The organism is Limibacillus halophilus (assembly GCF_014191775.1).
Lineage (GTDB): Bacteria > Pseudomonadota > Alphaproteobacteria > Kiloniellales > CECT-8803 > Limibacillus > Limibacillus halophilus.
Genome location: NZ_JACHXA010000013.1, coordinates 1 through 18328, shown reverse-complemented (window position 1 = coordinate 18328; position 18328 = coordinate 1). Strand labels below are relative to the sequence as shown.

Genomic DNA, 18328 nt, shown 5'->3' with positions numbered 1-18328 from the left:
ATAATGTCCACTTCAATCAGCAGGGGAAATGGGAATGTCGTTAGCTCTACAGATAATATTCGACGCTTTGCTGCTGGGCGGGCTTTATGCCATCGGGGCCTTGGGCTTTGCGCTGGTCTGGGGTGTTCAAAACATACTAAATATCGCCTACGCGGCGATGATTATGCTGGGTGCCTATGCCGCCTATTGGGTTTGGACGCTCGGTGTCGATCCGATCTTGGCGGTACCGATTGTAATGGCGATGATGTTTGTTGTGGGTGTGTTGCTGCAGCGCTTTCTGTTCGATTACGTCATCCTCGGTCCGCATTCGCTGTCCATCGCGTTAACCTACGGGGTGAACCTCATTCTGATCGGACTAGCACTCTACCTTTTTACCGCCGAGTACCGAAGCATTGCGCTGCCAGACCACCTGCGTGGATCCATCGATCTGGGCGGGGCGCATCTAACAAACGCCCGCATCGCCACGATTGCCATCGCCGTGGTTCTGACGGCGTCAGTCTGGTGGCTGATGGATAGGACGGCATTGGGCGCGGCCATTCGGGCGACCCGGATGGACCTAGAGGCAGCGCGTCTGGTCGGGATACGCCCCCGGTTAATCTACAACATCGTAGCAGGAATCTCTGGTGCGTTGGCCGGTGCGATGGGCGCGCTTCTCGCTGTCATTCACAGCGTCTTTCCGGCCATGGGCGACCACCAGTTGATCCAGATCCTAATCGTCCTGGTTCTAGGCGGGCTGGGCAGCATGGTCGGTCCGCTAATCGGGGCGCTATTGCTGGGGCTGGTTTCCAGCGTCGTCACTGCAATTTGGGGCGGTACCTATGCCGTGCTCGCTGGAACAGTCCTTGTGCTTCTGGTCCTGACATTCCGTCCTTCGGGCCTGATGGGCCGCAAATTTTACGAGGCCTGATTGCCCATGAGCGTTATCGAAGAACGTGATCACGACCTTTCCGGTGTCAGGCGGGTCCGGAGCACCGCCAACATTTACAACGCTGCGCTGCTCTGCGTCGTAATCGGCAGTTTGGTAGCGCTGCCTATGGTGGCCGGTCCCTATAGTACGCGGGTCGGCGGCACGATCCTGATGTTCGTTGCCCTGGCACAATCGTGGAATCTGATAGGCGGTTATCTTGGGTTGATGTCGCTCGCGCACTCGGCCTTTTTTGGGTTGGGGGCGGTTGGGGCAACGATTTTCCTGATCAACGGCGTCCCGTTCCTGTTCGCTGGTCTGGGCGGGGTGATCCTCGCGGTGGCGGTTGCCCTTCTTGTCGGTGCCCCGACATTAAGATTACAGGGCCATTACTTTGTCATCGCGACGCTATTGATCAGTGAGGCGCTGCTGAACGGAATCCGCAACTTAAACGTCTTCGGGTTCCATGGCGCAATTTCGCACAATATCACTTCGCAGATTGGTCTAACTAATCTGGACGCGGCCCAATACAACCAAATTTTCTTCTACGCCATGGCGACGCTGGCTGGCTTCACGATGCTGATCGTATGGCTGTTACAACGCTCTAAATGGGGCCTCGCGCTCAAAGCCATCCGAGATGCGGATACGGCAGCCGCAGCGATCGGGATTTCTGTTGCCAGGATTAAGCTCACAATCTTTGTGATCAGCGCCGCCATCGCCGCGATGGTCGGCGTCGCGTCGGCCGCCTGGTTGGGGATCGTCGACGCCACCGCAGCATTCGACGTGACTATAACCTTCCAGGTCATAGTCATGGTCTTCCTCGGTGGGAGAGGCACGTTGCTGGGGCCGGTCATTGGGGTCGTGCTGGTCTTCTCCCTCAACGAGATCATTGGCATCGAGTTTGCTGAGATCAGCACCATCGTCGCGGGGGTGATCGTCGTCGCGATTGTGCTGCTGTTGCCCGACGGGCTGGTGGAAATCTTCCGCAAAGGTCCAAGGGTCCTCTCACTCTCCACGATCCGCAAGAATCTCTACCGCTACAAGGTAAAGTGAGTCATGGCCATTCTTCATGTGTCGGAATTGACGAAACGGTTCGGTGGGTTGACGGCAGTTGATAGCGTTTCTATGGAGGTTCGCGAGGGCGAGATTATCGGCCTGATCGGGCCCAATGGCGCGGGCAAGACGACCTTCGTTAATCTGCTGACCGGCATTCTGCCAAGCAGCGAAGGGACTATCCAGTTTGACGGTCGAGACATAACGCGGCTCAAGCCACATGCCCGATGTCGGGAAGGTATCAGCCGCACATTTCAGATACCCCAGCCTTTTGTCGGAATGACCGTTGAAGACAATGTCGCGACGGCGGTGCTTTTCGGCCACGAACCGGGTTGCACGACAGTGGGCAATGCGCGTCGCCGCGCACAGAACTTCCTAGAGTCCGTCGGACTCGGCGGGATGGAGGGGGCCCCTGTCGGAGAATTGACGACAGCTGGGCTGAAACGCCTGGAACTGGCCCGATGCCTAGCTGGGAACGCCAAATTGATGCTGCTGGATGAGCCGTTGAGCGGGTTGAACCATTCTGAGTTGAAATCCACCCTTTCGCTTATCCAGGAAATTCGCGATACCGGCAAGACGATCATCTTCATCGAACACATCATGCCGGCCGTCATGTCGGTGAGCGACCGCGTGGTCGTCCTGGCTAATGGTGCAAAGCTCGCCGAAGGTACACCGAATGATATCCAAAAAAACCCAAATGTGCAGCGCGCCTATCTGGGCGATGTTGACGGCACGGTCGGTCGCTATGCCGCAGCGAGGAGGGCGCCAGCATGATTGGAACAGCAACACTTGAAGCGGGACATAGCTCTGTGGCCCCATCGGCAGAAGATCTTCTGCTTACGGTCGAAGGGCTGGTAGCGGGATACGGCCCAATCACGGTGCTCCATGGCCTTGACCTCGATATCCGACGCGGCGAGATCCACGCTATCGTCGGCGCTAACGGTGTCGGGAAATCGACGCTGTTACGCACTGTTTCAGGCCTGCTGCAGCCTGAGGCGGGCCGCGTTATTTTCGACGGTGAGGACATAACCGGTATGCGGCCTGACGGAATAGTCGCTCGGGGCATCAGCCATGCGCCTGAAGGGCACCGAGTCTTCAAAGGTTTGTCAGTTGAAGAGAATCTGCGGCTTGGTGCCTATCGTCGTGGCGGCGATGGGGCGAAGAATTGGGCAGCCCTGGATCAGGTTTACAACTTCTTCCCGAAGCTACGCGAACGCCGGATGCAATTGGCTGGGACGTTGTCGGGCGGCGAACAGCAAATGTGTGCGATCGGTCGCGCTCTGATGGCCGACCCAAAATTGCTGATTATTGATGAACTGTCGCTAGGGTTGGCCCCGGTGATCGTGGAGGAACTGCTTCATATCCTGTCGCGCATTCATACGTCTGGAGGAACGATCCTGCTGGTCGAGCAGGACGTGTCGGTCGCCCTCGGGTTTTCCGATAGGGCGAGTGTAGTGCAGTCGGGCCGCGTCATTCTCCGCGGGGAGGCGCGCAGTCTGCTGAATGATCCAGGAATCAAGGAAACCTATTTAGGAGGCTGAAGTCATGCAGTACAAATTTACACGTAGGAACGCACTGAAGGTAGCCGGTGCTAGCTTGATCGGCGCGGCGGGGCTGAATATGCCCTTTATCGGCAATTCTGCCCTGGCATCGTCAGGCACCTTGAATCTGACGGTGATCAACAGTTTGTCGGGACGTTTCGCCCGCTACGGCGCGGAATTGAAGCGTGGGATCGACCTAGCGATCGCCGCCGTGAATCAGGCCGGCATTCCAGTTGGTGACGCGACGCTACAGATCAACCTGACAGAATACGACGACAAGACGGATGCGACCTTGTGCGCGCGACTGGTAGAGAAGGCGATTTCCAGCGACGGCGCGGACCTAGTCATCGCAGGCGTCGGCAGCGTGAACGTTAAAACTGTAATTCCGGTCGCGCAACGGTTCCGGTTTCCGGTGATCGCTTTGTGGGCGCAGGTCGACGGTGTGTTCGCCGGCCAGAAGGGCGACCCCTATGTCTTTGGGCCGATGCCGCCGTTCAGTCTATACTATACCAAGATCCTCGAAATGGCCTCGAAAATGGAGAACCCGTCCATCAAGAAGGTTGGCATTATTACGCCGCAGGATGAACTGGGTGTCTTCACGGTGAACGATTACGTACCGTCGGATATAGAAAAAGCCGGATTGGATCTGGTTGCGGCGGAATACTTCCCGCCGAATTCCCAGGAGTTCTCGGGTGCGCTCGACCGGGTCCGCCGTGCGGAGCCAGATGCACTGATCATCAACTGCTACACCCCTGATATCATTTCTATCTTCAAGGAGATGCAGGCGATCGGCTATTTCCCGCCCATGGTGATCGTCGAGGCGCCGACCTCCCTTGCCGATGCGCTGGGATCTGATCTAGAAGGCGTTTTTGCCCCGACATTCTGGGATCCGACCCTGGACCGAACGAAGGACGATGTCGTCGGAACCAGCCGCGATTTTGCCGCCGCCTATGAAGCTGCCCACGGTCAAATCCCGCCCGATTTTGTCGCGGCCGCTGGCGCCAATACGATTGCGACCGCTGTCGCAGCATTCCGAGACGCGAAGGGGTCAACCGACGCTGCCGACTTGCGCCAAGCATTTATCGGCATGGATTCGGAAACGTTCTTCTCGACCGTGCGCTTCGCAGACGACGGCCTGAACCAGGGTGGGACGGTCTATCCCAGCCAGTTCCAGGGCGGAGTGCCAAAACTGGTTTATCCACCCGAATTTGCGACAGCGGACCCGATCCATCCGTTGCCCGCGCATAGCAAAAGCTGATTGTTCCTAAACTCGCTGCCAATCGAAGACTTACGGCCGCCGATCACCTCGGCGGCCGTATCTTTGTGGCATCCAACATGCAAAATTAATTGTGTATTGCGTAATTCATTGATATAAACGCAGTTACAATTCGGTTGGCCCGAAGCGTCGGACCTAACGAAAGACAACGAATTTGATACGGAGGATGTTGATGTCGGGTTCAGGAGACGCGGCGAGCGGCGGCAAGGTGGACTTTTCCCAGGTCAACCAGGTTCTTTCTCAGGCGTCGCACGCGCCGGGGGCCGTGTATCACGACCCTGAAATTTACGAGCGGGAAGTTCAACTTCTATTTAAGCGCGAGTGGCTTTTCGTTGCGCGCGAAGAGGAAATCGAGAAGCCCGGAGATTATCTGGCGCTGAGAATCTGCAATGAGCCAGTCCTGATCGCGCGCAACCGGTCGGGGGAACTGAACGCCTTTTACAATATGTGTCAGCACCGCGGCGTTGAAGTCGCGGAAGGCAGCGGCAACGCGCGTTCCTTCATGTGTCCCTATCACGGTTGGGTCTACGATCTGAACGGGGCGCTGAAAGGTGCCGCGCATATGCAAAACAGCGAAGGTTTTGATTTCAAGAATTGCCGCCTGCGCTCAATACGGTTGAGAACGTGGCGCGGCAATGTTTTTATCTGCTTGGATCCCGACGGACGGGATTTCGACGAGGCAATTGCCCCCTTCGAGCAGGATTTTGGTTTTCTGCAGACCGACCGCTGCCGTCTGGCGAACAAAATTTCGTTGACGCTGAACTGCAACTGGAAGTTTGTGCCGGAGAACATCATGGATTTTTACCATGTGAACGTACTCCACAGTGGCACGTTCGGATCCAACTTCTCGTGGGACAATGACGGCGTGATCTTGCGCGACCGCGGCGAGTTCTCGATATGGTATAAGGCCGGTCCACCGACGCCGGGCGGTGAGCTCCTGCTGGGCAAGATGCCGTGGATGGAAGATCGTGATCCGTCATTCGCCTCGCACGGTTTCATGATGCCTAATTTGACGATTTTCGGCCGCATCGACTGTGTGCGGCCATTTGTGGCCTGGCCGCTGGGGCCGCATAAGTGTGAAGTCTTGGTCTACCATCTGTTCCCGGAAGAGTTTTTTGAGAAGCCGGAATTTCAGGAGAAAATAGAAATCTATCGTCAGTATCAGCTTAAGGTCCTGAACGAGGATTCTTCGATGATGGAATCAATGCAGCGCGCGATGGCGTTGGATACATACCGCCCGGGGCGGATGTCGACGCTGGAAAAGCCGATGCATCATTACCTGAACGAATACAATCGCCGTATCCTGGGGACTGATGCCACCGGAGCGGCCGAATGACCCCGGGTCCGGAACTGCGGATCGCCGCCGATACGTTGGTCGTCGATTACATGAATGTCGACGCCGGTGAGGAGGTTTTGATCACCGTCGATACGATGACAGACCCCGACGCAGCGGCGGCGGTGTTCGCCAGCGTCCTTGCGGCTGGTGCCAAGCCGGCCATGGTCCAGGTTCCACAAGTGCCGTTCCAAGGGGGCTTGGCCGACAGATATTTACCGGAAATCCTGACCGGAGCCGTCGAAAAGGCGACCGTGTGGATCGATCTGACATTTCCCTATCTAGCTGGGTCCGGCTTACATGATCATGCGATGAAATCCAATTCTGTAAGGTACTTGCTAGCCGGCGACATCGGCAGCGGTGGGATTCGGCGGCTGTTTGGCGATGTCGACTTGGATCGATTTCAGCGCGCCTTCGATGTCTACAACAAGATCTTGTGCACCGAAGAGGGTGCCGAGATACGTGTGACGAACCCACTGGGAACGGATGTGACCTTCCGGTTAGGTAAGGCCGCTTATGAAAAGCCGAGGCGTGCGACCAAGCCGGGTACTTACTTGGTCCCCGGCTCCTGCACCATATTTCCCGAAATCGAAACGGTGAAGGGCAGGATCGTCGCTGAGGCTGGTTTCCATGAGTACTTTACCGCCTTTGCGTCGCCTTTGATTATCGATGTCGATGGCAGGATCGCGTCTGTGACCGGTGGTGGCTGGGATCGGGGCGTCTTGGACCGTTCACTGCGCCGAGCTGGCGGCGGAGATTACGGCTATGTCATTCATTTCACCTTCGCATTGCACCCTGCGGCGCGCTTCACCGGTGCGTCTTTTATTGAAGATTCCCGCGTTCATGGAATGAATGCGGTTGGTCTAGGTTTGCCCTGGTGGGTGCCCGGCGGCGGCGAGAATCACCCGGATGTAGTCGTCTCCGAACAATCCATCTATCTAAATGGGGTCCTTCTGATTCGCGACGGAATCGCGATCGCCCCTCAAACTCTTGTCGACGCGCAGCGCCTGTTGTGCCGGAAGGCCGGTGGCGTTGAGAACGAAAGCGCAGGATCAACTATAAAGGGGGTGTCATGAAACCAGCAAAGTTCGACTTTAGGGCGCCGGGCACCTTGGAGGCTGTTCTTGAAGATCTAGCCACCTATGGCGAGGATGCGCGAATCCTCGCTGGTGGGCAGAGCCTTGTTCCGCTGATGAACCTCAGGATGTTTCAGCCCGAAGTTCTGATTAGCATCAATGCGTGCCCGGACTTGGCGATTGTCCAGGAAACCGACCGAGAAATCGTCATAGGTGCCGCGGTGCGTCAGTGGGACGTTGAGACCCATCCAGTAGTCCGGGAACATTGCCCGCTCCTTGTCCAGGCCTTGAAATTTGTAGGCGGCCGTTCGAATCGAAACCGGGGTACGGTTTGCGGAAGCCTAGCCCATTCTGACACATTGGCTGAGTTGCCGATCGTCGCTGTTGTCCTCGGAGCCCAAATGGTTGTTAACGGATCGCGAGGTCGTCGTGCGGTCGCTGCAGAAGACTTTTTCCTTGGCCCGCTGGAAACCTGTATCCAGCCCGATGAAATGCTGGAATGCGTCACCTTTCCGAAACGAGGTGCGGGTGAATTTGGCCATTTTTCGGAGCTCGGCATCCGAAATCACGGTTTTGCAGTTTCGGGCGTGGGAGTCACAGTGCGGTTTGATGACCGGGCTACCTGTGCGGATATTCGAATCGCAGTCATGGGAGGGCACGACGTCGCTCAGCGTCCTTCTGCGACGGAGCAGTTTCTGAAGGGCCGGGCGCTAGATGATACGGCAGTTGAAGAAGCGGGGCGCTTAATGATGGCTGAGGTCGAAATGGCAGCCGATATCCATGCTGATTCCGATTACCGGGCATCGCTGGCCGGCACTTTGTTGACTCGCTCCCTAGCGGTGATCACGCAATCAAAAGCTGCCGAAGGTAAGTCAGAAGCGGGAGGGGCGTTACAATGACCGAAAAGCAGAAAATCACACTTATGGTGAACGGCAGCACAGAGACCCATTGGGTGGAGCCGCGTCGTCTTCTGGCAGACTACCTCCGCCATGATGTTGGCCTGAAAGGCACGCATATAGGTTGCGAACATGGTGTCTGCGGCGCCTGCACCGTCCGAATTGACGGACGGACGGCGCGCAGCTGTCTCCATTTTGCGATCGCAGTTCAGGGTAGCGAGATTGAGACGGTTGAAGGCTTGAGCGAAGATGGGAGGCTGGCTGAGTTGCAGAAGGCCTTCCATGCCGAACACGGACTGCAATGCGGTTTCTGCACGCCGGGATTCCTTCTGACGGCAGAAGAGTATTTGTCTGAAAATCCTGCGCCGACACTGGACGGTATCCGCGAGGCGCTGACCAACAATTTATGCCGATGCACCGGCTATGTGAACATTGTAAAGGCGGTTGCGCGCGCAGCGGCCCTTCCGCAGGTGCAGGAGGACGCGAACCATGATCGGTAGTAATCATCCCGGCAGCATCGGCAAGCACATTCCGCGGCGAGAGGATAAGAACCTATTGCAGGGTCGCGGACGTTTTATCGATGATGTGCCTGAACCTAGGAATACCTTGTTCCTCGGTTTCGTGATGAGTCCATACGCCCATGCGCGGATATTAGAAATCAATGCTTCCGCGGCTCTTGAACTTGACGGAGTTGTGGATGTTTTAAGCGGGTCGGACATGGCTGCTCTGGCATCGCCAATATCGGCCAAAATTGAAATCGAAGGATACCGTGAGAATGCGCGCCCGGTATTGGCTGCGGACAAGGTGCGTTTCGTCGGCGAACATGTGGCTGTGGTCGTCGCGGCCGACCCCTATATCGCGCAGGACGCTGTCGATTTGGTGGAGGTAAAGTATGACCCGTTGCCGGTCAGCGCCCTATTAGACGAGGTGGTGTCGGGCAATGCGCCGCTGATCCACGACGACATTCCCGATAATCTGATATTCGAGAGCCGGTTCGCGACCGATGGTTTTGACGAAGCGTTCGCCTCCGAGCAGGTGGTCGTGCGCGAAACATTTCGGACCGGGCGGGTCGCTGGCGTGCCGTTGGAGCCGCGGGGCTGTTTGGCCATACCGGGGCAGGCTGCGGATACGTTGGAATTTTATACTTCGACGCAAATTCCGCATCTTGTTCGGACGGCCTTGGCCCAGGTTTTGTCTTTCCCAGAGTCCTCGATCCGCGTAGTCACGCCGGATGTTGGTGGCGGGTTTGGCACTAAGGCACAATTCTATACTGAGGAGATTGCGGCCGCGGCAATTGCGCTCAAGCTGCAGCGTCCGATCAAATGGATCGGGGACCGGCGCGAGGACCTGCTAACCAGCATTCATGCCCGAGATCACATTTTCACCGTGGAGGCAGCAGTCTCCAAGGACGGTCGAATTAACGCTCTGCGGTCGGATATGATCACAAATGCTGGCGCTTATTCGTCCTACCCGTTTGGATGTACATTAGAGCCGACTGGCGGCGTTCGGATGATCGTCGGTCCCTACGATATTCGCAACTACTCCTATCGGGCACGGTCCTACGTTACGAATACCTGCCCGTCTGGTGCATATCGCGGTGTAGCCCAACCTACCTGTTTCTTGGCGATTGAGGGCTTGATGGATCGCATCGCTCGAACGCTTGATCTTGATCCTGCAGAAGTACGGCTACGCAACGTGATCAAGCCGGAGCAGATTCCCTATACCAACGTATTGGGCATCAAATATGACAGCGGTAGTCATGAGGCCTGCCTCCTACGTGCTATGGAACGTGCGGGCTACCAGGAGTTCCGTCGCACTCAATACGCCGAAAAAGATACTGATTCTCTGCTGGGTATTGGCATTTGCTGCTTCACTGAGGTTTCTGGAGCGGGATCCGTCGGCTGGCGAGTTCGTGGTCTGACCAGGGTCCCTGGGTTTGACACGGCGACGGTCAAAGTGGAGCCGTCCGGCAAGGTGACTCTCCATACTAGCCAAGCCACCGCTGGACAGGGCCATCTCACGACCTTCGCGCAAATTTTATCCGATTATCTGGGTGTTGCGTTTGATGATGTGGTGGTGGATGAAGGCGATACTTCCTCATCGCCATACGGAACCAACACTTTTGCAAGCCGCAGCGCTGTCGCCGCAGGAGGTGCCGTCATCCAGGCTGCAGAGAAAATCGGCGACAAGATACGGTCCATCGCTGGATTTTTGCTAAACGCAGATCCAAAAGATATCGAACTGGCTGATAGTAAGGCAAACGTTGTCGGTCACACAGACAGGTGCGTGAGCTTCCAGGATATAGCTCAGACCGCCTATTCGATGGCTGGCATCGCTTTGCCGCAAGGCATGGAATACGGGCTGCATGCAACGGCATTCTATGACCCGCCACCTGCGACATGGCCCAACGGTGTTCATATTGCTACCGTCCGAATCGATCGGCGTACGGCGAAGGTTCAGATGCTGAACTATTTCGTGGTTCATGACTGCGGAACCGTGATCAATCCGATGATTGTGGACGGACAAGTGCAGGGCGGCACCGTCCAAGGCTTGGGCGAAGCTTTGATGGAGCAGATTGTTTACGACCAAGACGGTCAGCTTTTAAACGCCAATCTGTTGGACTACCAGTTGCCGACGTCGATGGATGTTCCGGACATTTCCATCGACCATATCAGCACACCTTCGGTCGATGCGCTCGGTGGGTTCAAGGGTGTTGGCGAAGGTGGTGTGATCGGCGCTGTACCCGCCATCGTCAACGCGGTTGCCGATGCGTTGGCCCCGCTAGGTGTCAATGTGAATCGACTACCCTTGCGGCCGTCCGATCTGATGCGGGCGATGCGAAATGCAGGGGTCTGATATATAACCGGTAGTATTGAAGGAGGCTGCAATGATTATTGCCGGCGAACGGCGAGTACCTGCATCTCGGCAGGCGGTTTGGCACGCGGTCACTGATCCGGACGTGCTGAGAGGCTTTATCCCCGGCTGTCAGGAACTGACACAGACGGAACCGTATCAATATGACGCCGTGGTTCAGGTGAAGGTTGGTCCGCTAAAGGCGAATTTTTCCGGTAGGGTTCGCCTGACTCAGGTTGATGCACCACAGGGATGCCGCATCGAAGGTGAGGGACAGGGCGGCGCTGCCGGGTTTGCCTCGGGGGCTGCCGATCTTGAGTTGGATGAGGGATCTGGTGACACTGTCATCCGCTATGCTGCGGAAGCCAAGATCGGTGGCAAGCTGGCACAAATAGGATCTCGTATTGTGACCGGTGTCGCCGAAAAATTAACACAGACCTTCTTAGACAATCTGGTGAATCATTTCGAACAAGATGAGCGGGCAGCGTGACAGGCCATAGCCGGTTCCCCGTTACATAAGGATAGTTTCCATGGAGCGACTGGACATGGCGGCCTTCGTCGCGACGATGACCGGACAGGCCGAATTGTTGGCGGAAGATCTTGCCGATAAATTCAAAGAGGCTTGCGATCTGGGTCTGATTCTTCTGGAGGAGGCGGAGCCCGCGGATTTGGCCGCGCAGAAACTGGCGCTGATCGTTTCCAGCACCTACGGCGTTGGCGAAGTGCCGGAACCGACCAAGCCCGTCTATGCTAGGATTAAGCATGAACGGCCGGACCTGAGTGGTCTGATCTACGGTGTCATTTCGCTGGGCGACAGCACCTATCACAATACCTTCGCCCGGGGCGGTCAACTGTGGGACGACTTGTTTGCGAAATGTGGTGCTTGGCGGGTCGGAGACATCCTGAAGCTTGATGCCACTGTACCCGAAGATTCGCTAAATTTGGCGAGCACTTGGTTTGAAACTTGGCTGGAGGCTGCGCGCGCGCAACTGGAAGCCCCCGCTTCGGCCGGGGGGGTGGAAGTGTCCGCCGGCGGGCGATGATGCGGCGGATAGCCATAGTCGGCAGTGGCCCGGCCGGGTTCTTTCTGGCAGACGCGCTGTCGAAATCGGGCTCGGTCGGCGTCGACCTGTTCGAAAGGCTGACTTGTCCCTACGGTCTGGTCCGTTATGGTGTCGCTCCGGATCACCCGGCGACGAAAGAGGTAATGCGGATATTCGACCGTGTAGCGACACGCGACAATGTGCGCTTCTACGGCGGCGTCAATATCGGCGCGGATATAACTGTAGCCGACCTGTGCGATGTATATGAAATCGTTGTTATTGCGACCGGCGCGGATAGCGGACGTTTGGCGCAGTTCCCTGGGGCGGAAGTGCGGCCGGACAATGTAACTGCCTTTGATCTCATGCGGGCCGTGAACGGGCATCCAAACGCTGCAGGGCTGAGATTGCCCAACGATGTGCGGTCCGTTGCGATCATCGGGGCGGGCAATGTTGCAATCGACGTGGCGCGGGTACTGTGCCGCGAACCGGAGCGGTTGAGAAAATGGAATACCGCAACGGGTTTTCTGAACTGGCTCGAGCAACAAAAAATTCGATGGGTTGATATACTATGCAGGTGTGCGCCAGAGGGCGCCCGCTTTGCTCCAGCGATGTATGATGAGCTCGTTAGAGTTTCTAGCGAGCGAAACGGTACTCTAGTGCGGTTCCGCTACAATACGGTTCCCAGTGCCTATGATCGTAGAACCCTCTCTATCCGCACCGCGCATGGGATAGACAGTTTCATTCCGGCTGATTTGGTGATCCATGCTATTGGGCAACGGGCGGGGGCGATTCCCGGCTTGCCTGTTGACGCCGTTTCGGGGGCCGTTCAACATCGGGAAGGATGGGTCGTGGGCGATGATAGTGTCTTCGTTCAAGGGTGGGCCGCCGGCGCATTAGGCACAGCAATTCCGGACTGCCGGGTAGCGGCGAAGAGGGTTGCGCCTGAGATCTTGGCCCGTCTTGACCGGGGCACCGGTATCCTGTGCGGATTCGACACCGCGGCGATTTTGAACCGGATTGGTCGGGTGCCCATAAATTGGGAAGACTGGTCGCGCGCCGATGCGGTAGGGCAGCGGGCAGACCGAAATTTAGGGACGGTCCGCTGACTTGGTTGTCGGACCGTGGGCGACCCGCGATAGCCCTGTCGAGCCATAGCCCAGTCGGGCCGAAACCTCGTCGGCTTTCTCCAACACGGCGCTATGGACTGATACGCCGTCTATCTCGGTAGGATCGTCTTGCCGATGGATCTCCGCAATCACCGCGACAATCGAACCATTGCTGTTAAAAACGGGGGCACCGATGGCGTTCAGTCCGGGAAGTAGGTCGCCGGCTGTGGTGGCGTAGCGGTCCTGGTGGTGTGCCTGTTCCACGACTTCCGCCACCTTAGCGCGAATTGCCGATGCCGTCTGGTTGCGCGTGGTGGCGCATTCCGTGAATTTCTCCATCAGCGGTGCGGTTGTTGCCTCAGGCAAATGCGTCAGGAACAGTTTGCCGCTGGCGCTTCCGATCAGCGGCAGGACTGATCCTACCCGCAAATTGCAGGCAACGAATTCACTGGCGTCGTACCAAGCGATGATGATCGGGCCTAGATTGCTCCAAACCGAAACCATCGTCGTCCGGTCCAAGGTTCGCGCCAGTTGCTCCGCCCCGGCAACACTTTCGCGAATCGGGTCGAGGCGACTCATCGCCGCAAATCCAAGCCTTAGCGCCATCGGTCCCAGATCGTAACAGCCGGTATCTGGCCTCTGCTCGACCAAACCGCATTCCAGGAAGGAAACCAGATAGCGCCGTGCCTTGGACGGGTGCATCCCCGCTGCTTTCGACAGAATGCCAAGTGGTAGTGGTCCGGTGGAATTCGCCAGCGCATCTAACAGTGCGGAACCGACCGTAATTGATTGCACGCTCCGGCGGCGCATGGCCGTATCTTCCTTGCCGCGATCAGTTACCATGATCTCAAAGTCCCTATGTTTCAATTTGCGCGGGCCCGGTTCCCGTTCGCATCTACTTGTACAACTCCGGCCAAAAAATTTCGCCCTTTTTCGCAATAGAACGGGGCTTCCCCATATAGGTGAAATTTTAACTTCGTCTGTTCGTGTCGCAAGGACCATCCCGCCATGCTTTTGCGTATAAGTTATAAATCATATTGCGTAATGGATTATACTATGATTAATAGAGAATGAATTTTTGGACGCGGCAACAAAGGAATGACTGTGCAACAGGACATCCGCTTCATGGGAATCAACGCGCTCCGGGCGGAATATACCAACGGGACGCTTACACCGATGCAAGTGATCGAGACGATGCTTGACGAGATCGGCCGACTGAACCCGGTAATCAATTGCTACACGACAGTGATACGGGAAACTGCATTGGCACAGGCGCGGGAATCGACAGAGCGGTGGCGGAACAATGCGCCATTGGGCCTTCTGGACGGTGTCCCCATCTCCGTGAAGGATACGTTGATGGTACAGGGAGTGCCTTTCAGGCGCGGCTCGCGCGCGACCTCGGAGGAGCTGATGGCGCAGAACGCACCCGTAGTGGACCGCGTCCTGGAGCAGGGGGCGGTCGTCCTCGGCATCACGACGACGCCAGAATTTGGTGTTGGTCCAATCACCATCTCTCCGCTAACGGGTATCACTCGCAACCCTTGGGATCTGAGTAAGAATTCCGGCGGGTCCAGCGGTGGGGCCGCGGCCAGCGTCGCATCTGGTCTCGCCTGCATCGCGCTCGCGACGGACGCGGGTGGATCGACGCGGATTCCGGCGGGATTCTGCGGCGTCGTCGGATTAAAGCCGACTGGTGGGCGTTTGCCGACATACCCGCCGAATGTAGCGGGTGCCCTGTCCTGCCCTGGCGTCATAGCGCGCAGCGTCCACGACGCTTCTATGGTCTTGCAGACCCTCGCCCGACCTGACAGCAGAGACGCGGAAATGATGGACGCACCGCCGTCTGACTGGCTGGAGCTGCGGCCGGGCCGCGCCGAAGACCTACGCACTGCCGTCACGACGGATCTGGGCTATGCGCCAAGAGTGTCGGCAGATGTGAGTGATCTTGTCGGTAATGCGGTGGACCGGCTTCGTGCCGCCGGTGTGGCGGTAGAGACGACGCATCCCAAAATCGACAATCCGATTGAGATCTTCAATACCCTGTTCAGAGCTGGCTTCGGATATGCGCTGAGAAATTTTACTGACGACCAATACGCGGCGATCGATGAGACATTGCGTGCCACCGTGACAAAAGGACGAGAGATAACCCTGCACCAATATTTAGAGGCGCAGGATGCGCGACGTGCCTTGGCCGCGACTTTCGCGCGCTTCTTTGAAGAGTATGACGTGCTGCTGACCCCGATGACCAGCGTTCCGGCTTTCGACGCGGATCGCTGGGTGCCGGATAGCTTCCAGGATATGGAGGATCCACGCGCCTGGACGCCGTTCGGATATCCGGTGAATCTGATCCAATGCCCGGCGGCGACAATTCCCTGCGGATTGTCGAAAGACGGTTTGCCTATTGCGATCCAAGTGATTGGGCCTCGTTTCGGCGAGGACAAGGTCTTGGCCATGGCGGGTCTACTCGAATCTCTGATTTTAGCTCTACCGCAAGTACCAGCGGCCGTGGCGAACGCGGTGTAGGAGAATGGCGATGAGCGACAGAGCTTTCCGAATCGGTCAAATCGTGCCGAGTTCGAATATCACGATGGAAACAGAAATTCCGGCGATGCTGCGGGCTCGGGGATTGATCCTGCCGGACCGTTTTACGTTCCATTCCAGCCGTATGCGCATGAAGAAAGTAACCAAAGAAGAACTCGTCGCGATGGACGACGAATCCAAACGGTGTGCGGCCGAATTGGCGGATGCTCAGGTTGACGTTATTGGCTATGCCTGCTTGGTTGCGATCATGAGCCGTGGTATTGGTTATCATCGGCAGTCGCGCGATACCCTGACGGAAGTGGTGCAAGAAATTTCTCCCAAGACTCGCGTCGTCAACAGCGCTGGCGCATTGGTTGATGGGCTGAACGTCATCGGTGCCCGAAAAATCAGCGTCATTACGCCTTACATGCGTCCGCTGACGGGGTTGGTCTGCGATTATATCGAGAACGAGGGTATTCGGGTCGTCGACCGGGTGTCGCTAGAAATTTCCGACAATATCTCCGTCGGCGAGCGTGAACCGCTCGCCGTTTTGGATCAACTGGATCGGATCGAAACGCGGGACGTAGATGCCGTTGTCCTGTCTGCCTGTGTTCAAATGCCCTCCCTACCGGCCATCGAGATTGCGCAGCAGCGAATTGGAAAGCCGGTCGTCTCCGCTGCTACTTGCACGGTATTTGCCATGCTGAAAGAATTGAACTTGGAACCGCGCGTTCCGGACGCAGGTGCCCTGTTGGACGGGACCTATGGATGACCGACACCATCTCGGATGAGAGTATTCTTGACCTCTCAGCGGTCGCGGCAGCGGAGGCTGTCCATAAGGGGCGACTGACGCCCTACCAGATTGAGGAAGCACAGCGTCGGCAAATCATAGTTCGGGACGTGGAGGTTCAGGCGTGGGTGCGACTTGCTGCATCAAGGGGCAGCACGGTGTCTTCTGCCGACGGAATTTGGCCGCTTTCCGGCGTCTCGGTCGGTGTGAAGGATATCTTCGATACTGTGGACATGCCCACGGCTAACGGATCCTCTATCTTCGCGACGAGACAACCGGAGCGTGACGCCTGGATCGTGGAACGTCTGCGACGGGCGGGGGCGACAATACTGGGTAAGACCCATACGACGGAATTCGCCTACTTTCATCCGGCACCGACCCAGAATCCGTTGAATCCGAAGTTAACGCCCGGTGGGTCGTCCAGTGGTTCCGCCGCCGCCGTGGCGGATGGCATGGTGCCGGTCGCCTTAGGTTCTCAAACCGCCGGATCGACGATTCGGCCGGCGGCCTTTTGCGGGATATTCGGGTTCAAGCCGACGCACGGTCTGGTCTCTTTAGACGGGACCATGTGCCTGGCCCAAAGTCTCGATACGCTCGGCCTTTTCGCTAGGCATCCGGGTGACCTCGCGCTTGTCATGAGCGCACTGACCGACAGTCCCTGGGACATACGATTGTCGGACGTATTGCCCTACCGGTTCGCAATTTTCCGTGGCCCGCATTGGGATCAAGCTTCGCCAGAGGTCGTTGAGCTTTTCGATCGATTGGCGGAAGAATTGCCGCGCCTTACATCGTGCCGGTTCGTGAACCGAATTTCGGGGTTTGAAAGCCTTACTGCGGCGCAGGAAACTGTCATGGCGCGGGAAACCTTCAAGAATTTTCAGTCCGTACTTCAGGCGCATTCAGAGCAGATTAGCACGGCGTTCAGGGATCTGTGCCGCATCGGCGCTGCGGTATCGGATTTGGATTATCGGAAGGCGCAGCTGTGCCGCAGCAAATGTTATTGCGCATTGCGAGAGACGCTGGCGCCAGGGGAGTTAATCCTTACGCCCGCAGCGCCCGGCACCGCGCCGCAACGACACACCGGAACGGGCGATCCAATCTTTAATCGGCTCTGGACCCTGTTAGGAGTTCCCTGTGTCTCAGTCCCTGTCCATCGATCTAGTCGGCTGCCGCTCGCAGTGCAGGTGATTGGGGGTCGCGGCGAAGATCAGGCCGTGCTGAGGGCGGCGGAATGGCTGTCCCAGGCGTTGCCCAGTGTGTTGATATGTTAACTCTCAAAGAGGAGGTGTCATGTGTGGACGTATATGGACCCCGCCCGATTGCAACGGGATGGCTGGATCAGGTTTAAGGGCCACAACGGAGAGCTGACAGCTCCTACGTTGACATATAATTGGCCGATCGGTTGCAGCTGGACCACGAATTCTGAACTGCTAATCTACCAGTCTATTTGACTGCGCTAACCGGAGCGTTGCGGCTGGACCACGAATTCTGAACTGCTAATCTGAACGGGTCCGTCAAGAACTTCACCCGCAAGTTGCGGCTGGACCACGAATTCTGAACTGCTAATCTCTCCGCGACCCCGACCTATCCGACGAAGACGTTGCGGCTGGACCACGAATTCTGAACTGCTAATCTGTGCTCTGCGCGCAGGAGACCGGCGGCGAGCGTTGCGGCTGGACCACGAATTCTGAACTGCTAATCTGTGCTGTTGTGGTTCCCTCAATTTCGCGAGTTGCGGCTGGACCACGAATTCTGAACTGCTAATCTGACCACCCACTTCTCCAACCTGCTGCCCTTGGTTGCGGCTGGACCACGAATTCTGAACTGCTAATCTCTTCGCATGGAGCTGTCATGTGTGGACGGCCCCGTTTGCGCAAGGGTTGATTTGAGCTTCTGACGATCGTTGCGGGGTGCGGTCATGTGTCCGGCCTTTTGGC

17 protein-coding genes and 1 CRISPR repeat array are annotated in these 18328 nt (G+C 57.1%); of the genes, 16 read left to right on the top strand and 1 reads right to left on the bottom strand.

The window, feature by feature from the left end; all coding sequences use genetic code 11:
• The first annotated feature begins 34 nt into the window (after positions 1 to 34).
• The 13 genes from FHR98_RS16395 (at position 35) to FHR98_RS16335 (ending at position 13081) form a co-directional block, all read left to right on the top strand.
• Positions 35 to 907 carry a branched-chain amino acid ABC transporter permease gene (locus tag FHR98_RS16395; protein WP_183417823.1) on the top strand — a complete coding sequence of 291 codons (873 nt, stop codon included), beginning with the start codon at positions 35 to 37 and terminating at the stop codon, positions 905 to 907.
• A 6-nt stretch (positions 908 to 913) separates the two neighbouring features.
• Positions 914 to 1957, top strand: coding sequence for a branched-chain amino acid ABC transporter permease (locus FHR98_RS16390; protein ID WP_183417822.1), 1044 nt, complete (start codon positions 914 to 916; stop codon positions 1955 to 1957).
• Between the two features lie 3 nt (positions 1958 to 1960).
• Complete coding sequence (locus tag FHR98_RS16385; RefSeq protein ID WP_221205946.1) at positions 1961 to 2731, top strand: ABC transporter ATP-binding protein; 771 nt, start codon at positions 1961 to 1963, stop codon at positions 2729 to 2731.
• On the top strand, positions 2728 to 3498 hold the full coding sequence (locus FHR98_RS16380) for an ABC transporter ATP-binding protein (RefSeq protein WP_322091276.1): 771 nt from the start codon (positions 2728 to 2730) through the stop codon (positions 3496 to 3498). Before FHR98_RS16385 ends, FHR98_RS16380 begins: the two co-directional genes overlap by 4 nt.
• A gap of 4 nt (positions 3499 to 3502) precedes the next feature.
• Positions 3503 to 4756: an ABC transporter substrate-binding protein gene (locus FHR98_RS16375; protein WP_183417821.1), complete on the top strand. Its 1254-nt coding sequence runs from the start codon at positions 3503 to 3505 to the stop codon at positions 4754 to 4756.
• A 184-nt stretch (positions 4757 to 4940) separates the two neighbouring features.
• Entirely contained in the window at positions 4941 to 6110 is a 1170-nt protein-coding gene (locus FHR98_RS16370) for an aromatic ring-hydroxylating oxygenase subunit alpha (protein WP_183417820.1), read from the top strand.
• Positions 6107 to 7183 (top strand): 2,5-dihydroxypyridine 5,6-dioxygenase NicX family protein, encoded by a 1077-nt coding sequence (locus tag FHR98_RS16365; RefSeq protein ID WP_183417819.1) that lies wholly within the window; start codon positions 6107 to 6109, stop codon positions 7181 to 7183. The genes FHR98_RS16370 and FHR98_RS16365 overlap by 4 nt, the downstream gene beginning before the upstream one ends.
• Positions 7180 to 8082, top strand: a complete 903-nt coding sequence (locus FHR98_RS16360; protein ID WP_183417818.1) for an FAD binding domain-containing protein — start codon at positions 7180 to 7182, stop codon at positions 8080 to 8082. Before FHR98_RS16365 ends, FHR98_RS16360 begins: the two co-directional genes overlap by 4 nt.
• Entirely contained in the window at positions 8079 to 8579 is a 501-nt protein-coding gene (locus tag FHR98_RS16355; protein WP_183417817.1) for a (2Fe-2S)-binding protein, read from the top strand. Before FHR98_RS16360 ends, FHR98_RS16355 begins: the two co-directional genes overlap by 4 nt.
• Positions 8569 to 10935, top strand: coding sequence for a xanthine dehydrogenase family protein molybdopterin-binding subunit (locus tag FHR98_RS16350; RefSeq protein ID WP_183417816.1), 2367 nt, complete (start codon positions 8569 to 8571; stop codon positions 10933 to 10935). The genes FHR98_RS16355 and FHR98_RS16350 overlap by 11 nt, the downstream gene beginning before the upstream one ends.
• A 31-nt stretch (positions 10936 to 10966) precedes the next feature.
• The gene (locus FHR98_RS16345) at positions 10967 to 11422 is read left to right on the top strand and encodes an SRPBCC family protein (RefSeq protein WP_183417815.1); all 456 of its coding nucleotides are present in this window, start codon (positions 10967 to 10969) and stop codon (positions 11420 to 11422) included.
• A 40-nt stretch (positions 11423 to 11462) separates the two neighbouring features.
• On the top strand, positions 11463 to 11975 hold the full coding sequence (locus tag FHR98_RS16340) for a flavodoxin domain-containing protein (protein ID WP_183417814.1): 513 nt from the start codon (positions 11463 to 11465) through the stop codon (positions 11973 to 11975).
• Complete coding sequence (locus FHR98_RS16335) at positions 11972 to 13081, top strand: FAD-dependent oxidoreductase (protein WP_183417813.1); 1110 nt, start codon at positions 11972 to 11974, stop codon at positions 13079 to 13081. Before FHR98_RS16340 ends, FHR98_RS16335 begins: the two co-directional genes overlap by 4 nt.
• On the opposite strand, the gene FHR98_RS16330 is transcribed toward FHR98_RS16335, so the two are convergent.
• Positions 13064 to 13924: an IclR family transcriptional regulator gene (locus FHR98_RS16330; RefSeq protein ID WP_183417812.1), complete on the bottom strand. Its 861-nt coding sequence runs from the start codon at positions 13922 to 13924 to the stop codon at positions 13064 to 13066. The genes FHR98_RS16335 and FHR98_RS16330 overlap by 18 nt on opposite strands.
• Positions 13925 to 14179: 255 nt before the next feature.
• Between FHR98_RS16330 and FHR98_RS16325 the strand changes: the two genes are divergently transcribed.
• From FHR98_RS16325 to FHR98_RS16315, 3 genes are read left to right on the top strand one after another with little or no spacing between them, the layout of a single operon-like run.
• On the top strand, positions 14180 to 15604 hold the full coding sequence (locus FHR98_RS16325; RefSeq protein WP_183417811.1) for an amidase family protein: 1425 nt from the start codon (positions 14180 to 14182) through the stop codon (positions 15602 to 15604).
• 10 nt (positions 15605 to 15614) lie between these two features.
• Positions 15615 to 16373, top strand: coding sequence for a maleate cis-trans isomerase family protein (locus FHR98_RS16320; protein ID WP_281369968.1), 759 nt, complete (start codon positions 15615 to 15617; stop codon positions 16371 to 16373).
• Positions 16370 to 17662 (top strand): amidase, encoded by a 1293-nt coding sequence (locus FHR98_RS16315; protein ID WP_183417810.1) that lies wholly within the window; start codon positions 16370 to 16372, stop codon positions 17660 to 17662. Before FHR98_RS16320 ends, FHR98_RS16315 begins: the two co-directional genes overlap by 4 nt.
• A 130-nt stretch (positions 17663 to 17792) precedes the next feature.
• Positions 17793 to 18225: a CRISPR direct-repeat array (repeat unit 36 nt; unit sequence GTTGCGGCTGGACCACGAATTCTGAACTGCTAATCT).
• Positions 18226 to 18328: the final 103 nt, after the last annotated feature.

Bases quoted from the DNA above. Each gene is read 5' to 3' on its own strand.
- FHR98_RS16335 (WP_183417813.1), top strand. From the start codon at position 11,972: ATGATGCGGCGGATAGCCATAGTCGGCAGTGGCCCGGCCGGGTTCTTT.
- FHR98_RS16380 (WP_322091276.1), top strand. From the start codon at position 2,728: ATGATTGGAACAGCAACACTTGAAGCGGGACATAGCTCTGTGGCCCCA.
- FHR98_RS16345 (WP_183417815.1), top strand. From the start codon at position 10,967: ATGATTATTGCCGGCGAACGGCGAGTACCTGCATCTCGGCAGGCGGTT.
- FHR98_RS16385 (WP_221205946.1), top strand. From the start codon at position 1,961: ATGGCCATTCTTCATGTGTCGGAATTGACGAAACGGTTCGGTGGGTTG.
- FHR98_RS16325 (WP_183417811.1), top strand. From the start codon at position 14,180: ATGACTGTGCAACAGGACATCCGCTTCATGGGAATCAACGCGCTCCGG.
- FHR98_RS16350 (WP_183417816.1), top strand. From the start codon at position 8,569: ATGATCGGTAGTAATCATCCCGGCAGCATCGGCAAGCACATTCCGCGG.
- FHR98_RS16315 (WP_183417810.1), top strand. From the start codon at position 16,370: ATGACCGACACCATCTCGGATGAGAGTATTCTTGACCTCTCAGCGGTC.
- FHR98_RS16360 (WP_183417818.1), top strand. From the start codon at position 7,180: ATGAAACCAGCAAAGTTCGACTTTAGGGCGCCGGGCACCTTGGAGGCT.
- FHR98_RS16365 (WP_183417819.1), top strand. From the start codon at position 6,107: ATGACCCCGGGTCCGGAACTGCGGATCGCCGCCGATACGTTGGTCGTC.
- FHR98_RS16370 (WP_183417820.1), top strand. From the start codon at position 4,941: ATGTTGATGTCGGGTTCAGGAGACGCGGCGAGCGGCGGCAAGGTGGAC.
- FHR98_RS16320 (WP_281369968.1), top strand. From the start codon at position 15,615: ATGAGCGACAGAGCTTTCCGAATCGGTCAAATCGTGCCGAGTTCGAAT.
- FHR98_RS16390 (WP_183417822.1), top strand. From the start codon at position 914: ATGAGCGTTATCGAAGAACGTGATCACGACCTTTCCGGTGTCAGGCGG.
- FHR98_RS16340 (WP_183417814.1), top strand. From the start codon at position 11,463: ATGGAGCGACTGGACATGGCGGCCTTCGTCGCGACGATGACCGGACAG.
- FHR98_RS16375 (WP_183417821.1), top strand. From the start codon at position 3,503: ATGCAGTACAAATTTACACGTAGGAACGCACTGAAGGTAGCCGGTGCT.
- FHR98_RS16355 (WP_183417817.1), top strand. From the start codon at position 8,079: ATGACCGAAAAGCAGAAAATCACACTTATGGTGAACGGCAGCACAGAG.
- FHR98_RS16330 (WP_183417812.1), bottom strand. From the start codon at position 13,924: ATGGTAACTGATCGCGGCAAGGAAGATACGGCCATGCGCCGCCGGAGC.
- FHR98_RS16395 (WP_183417823.1), top strand. From the start codon at position 35: ATGTCGTTAGCTCTACAGATAATATTCGACGCTTTGCTGCTGGGCGGG.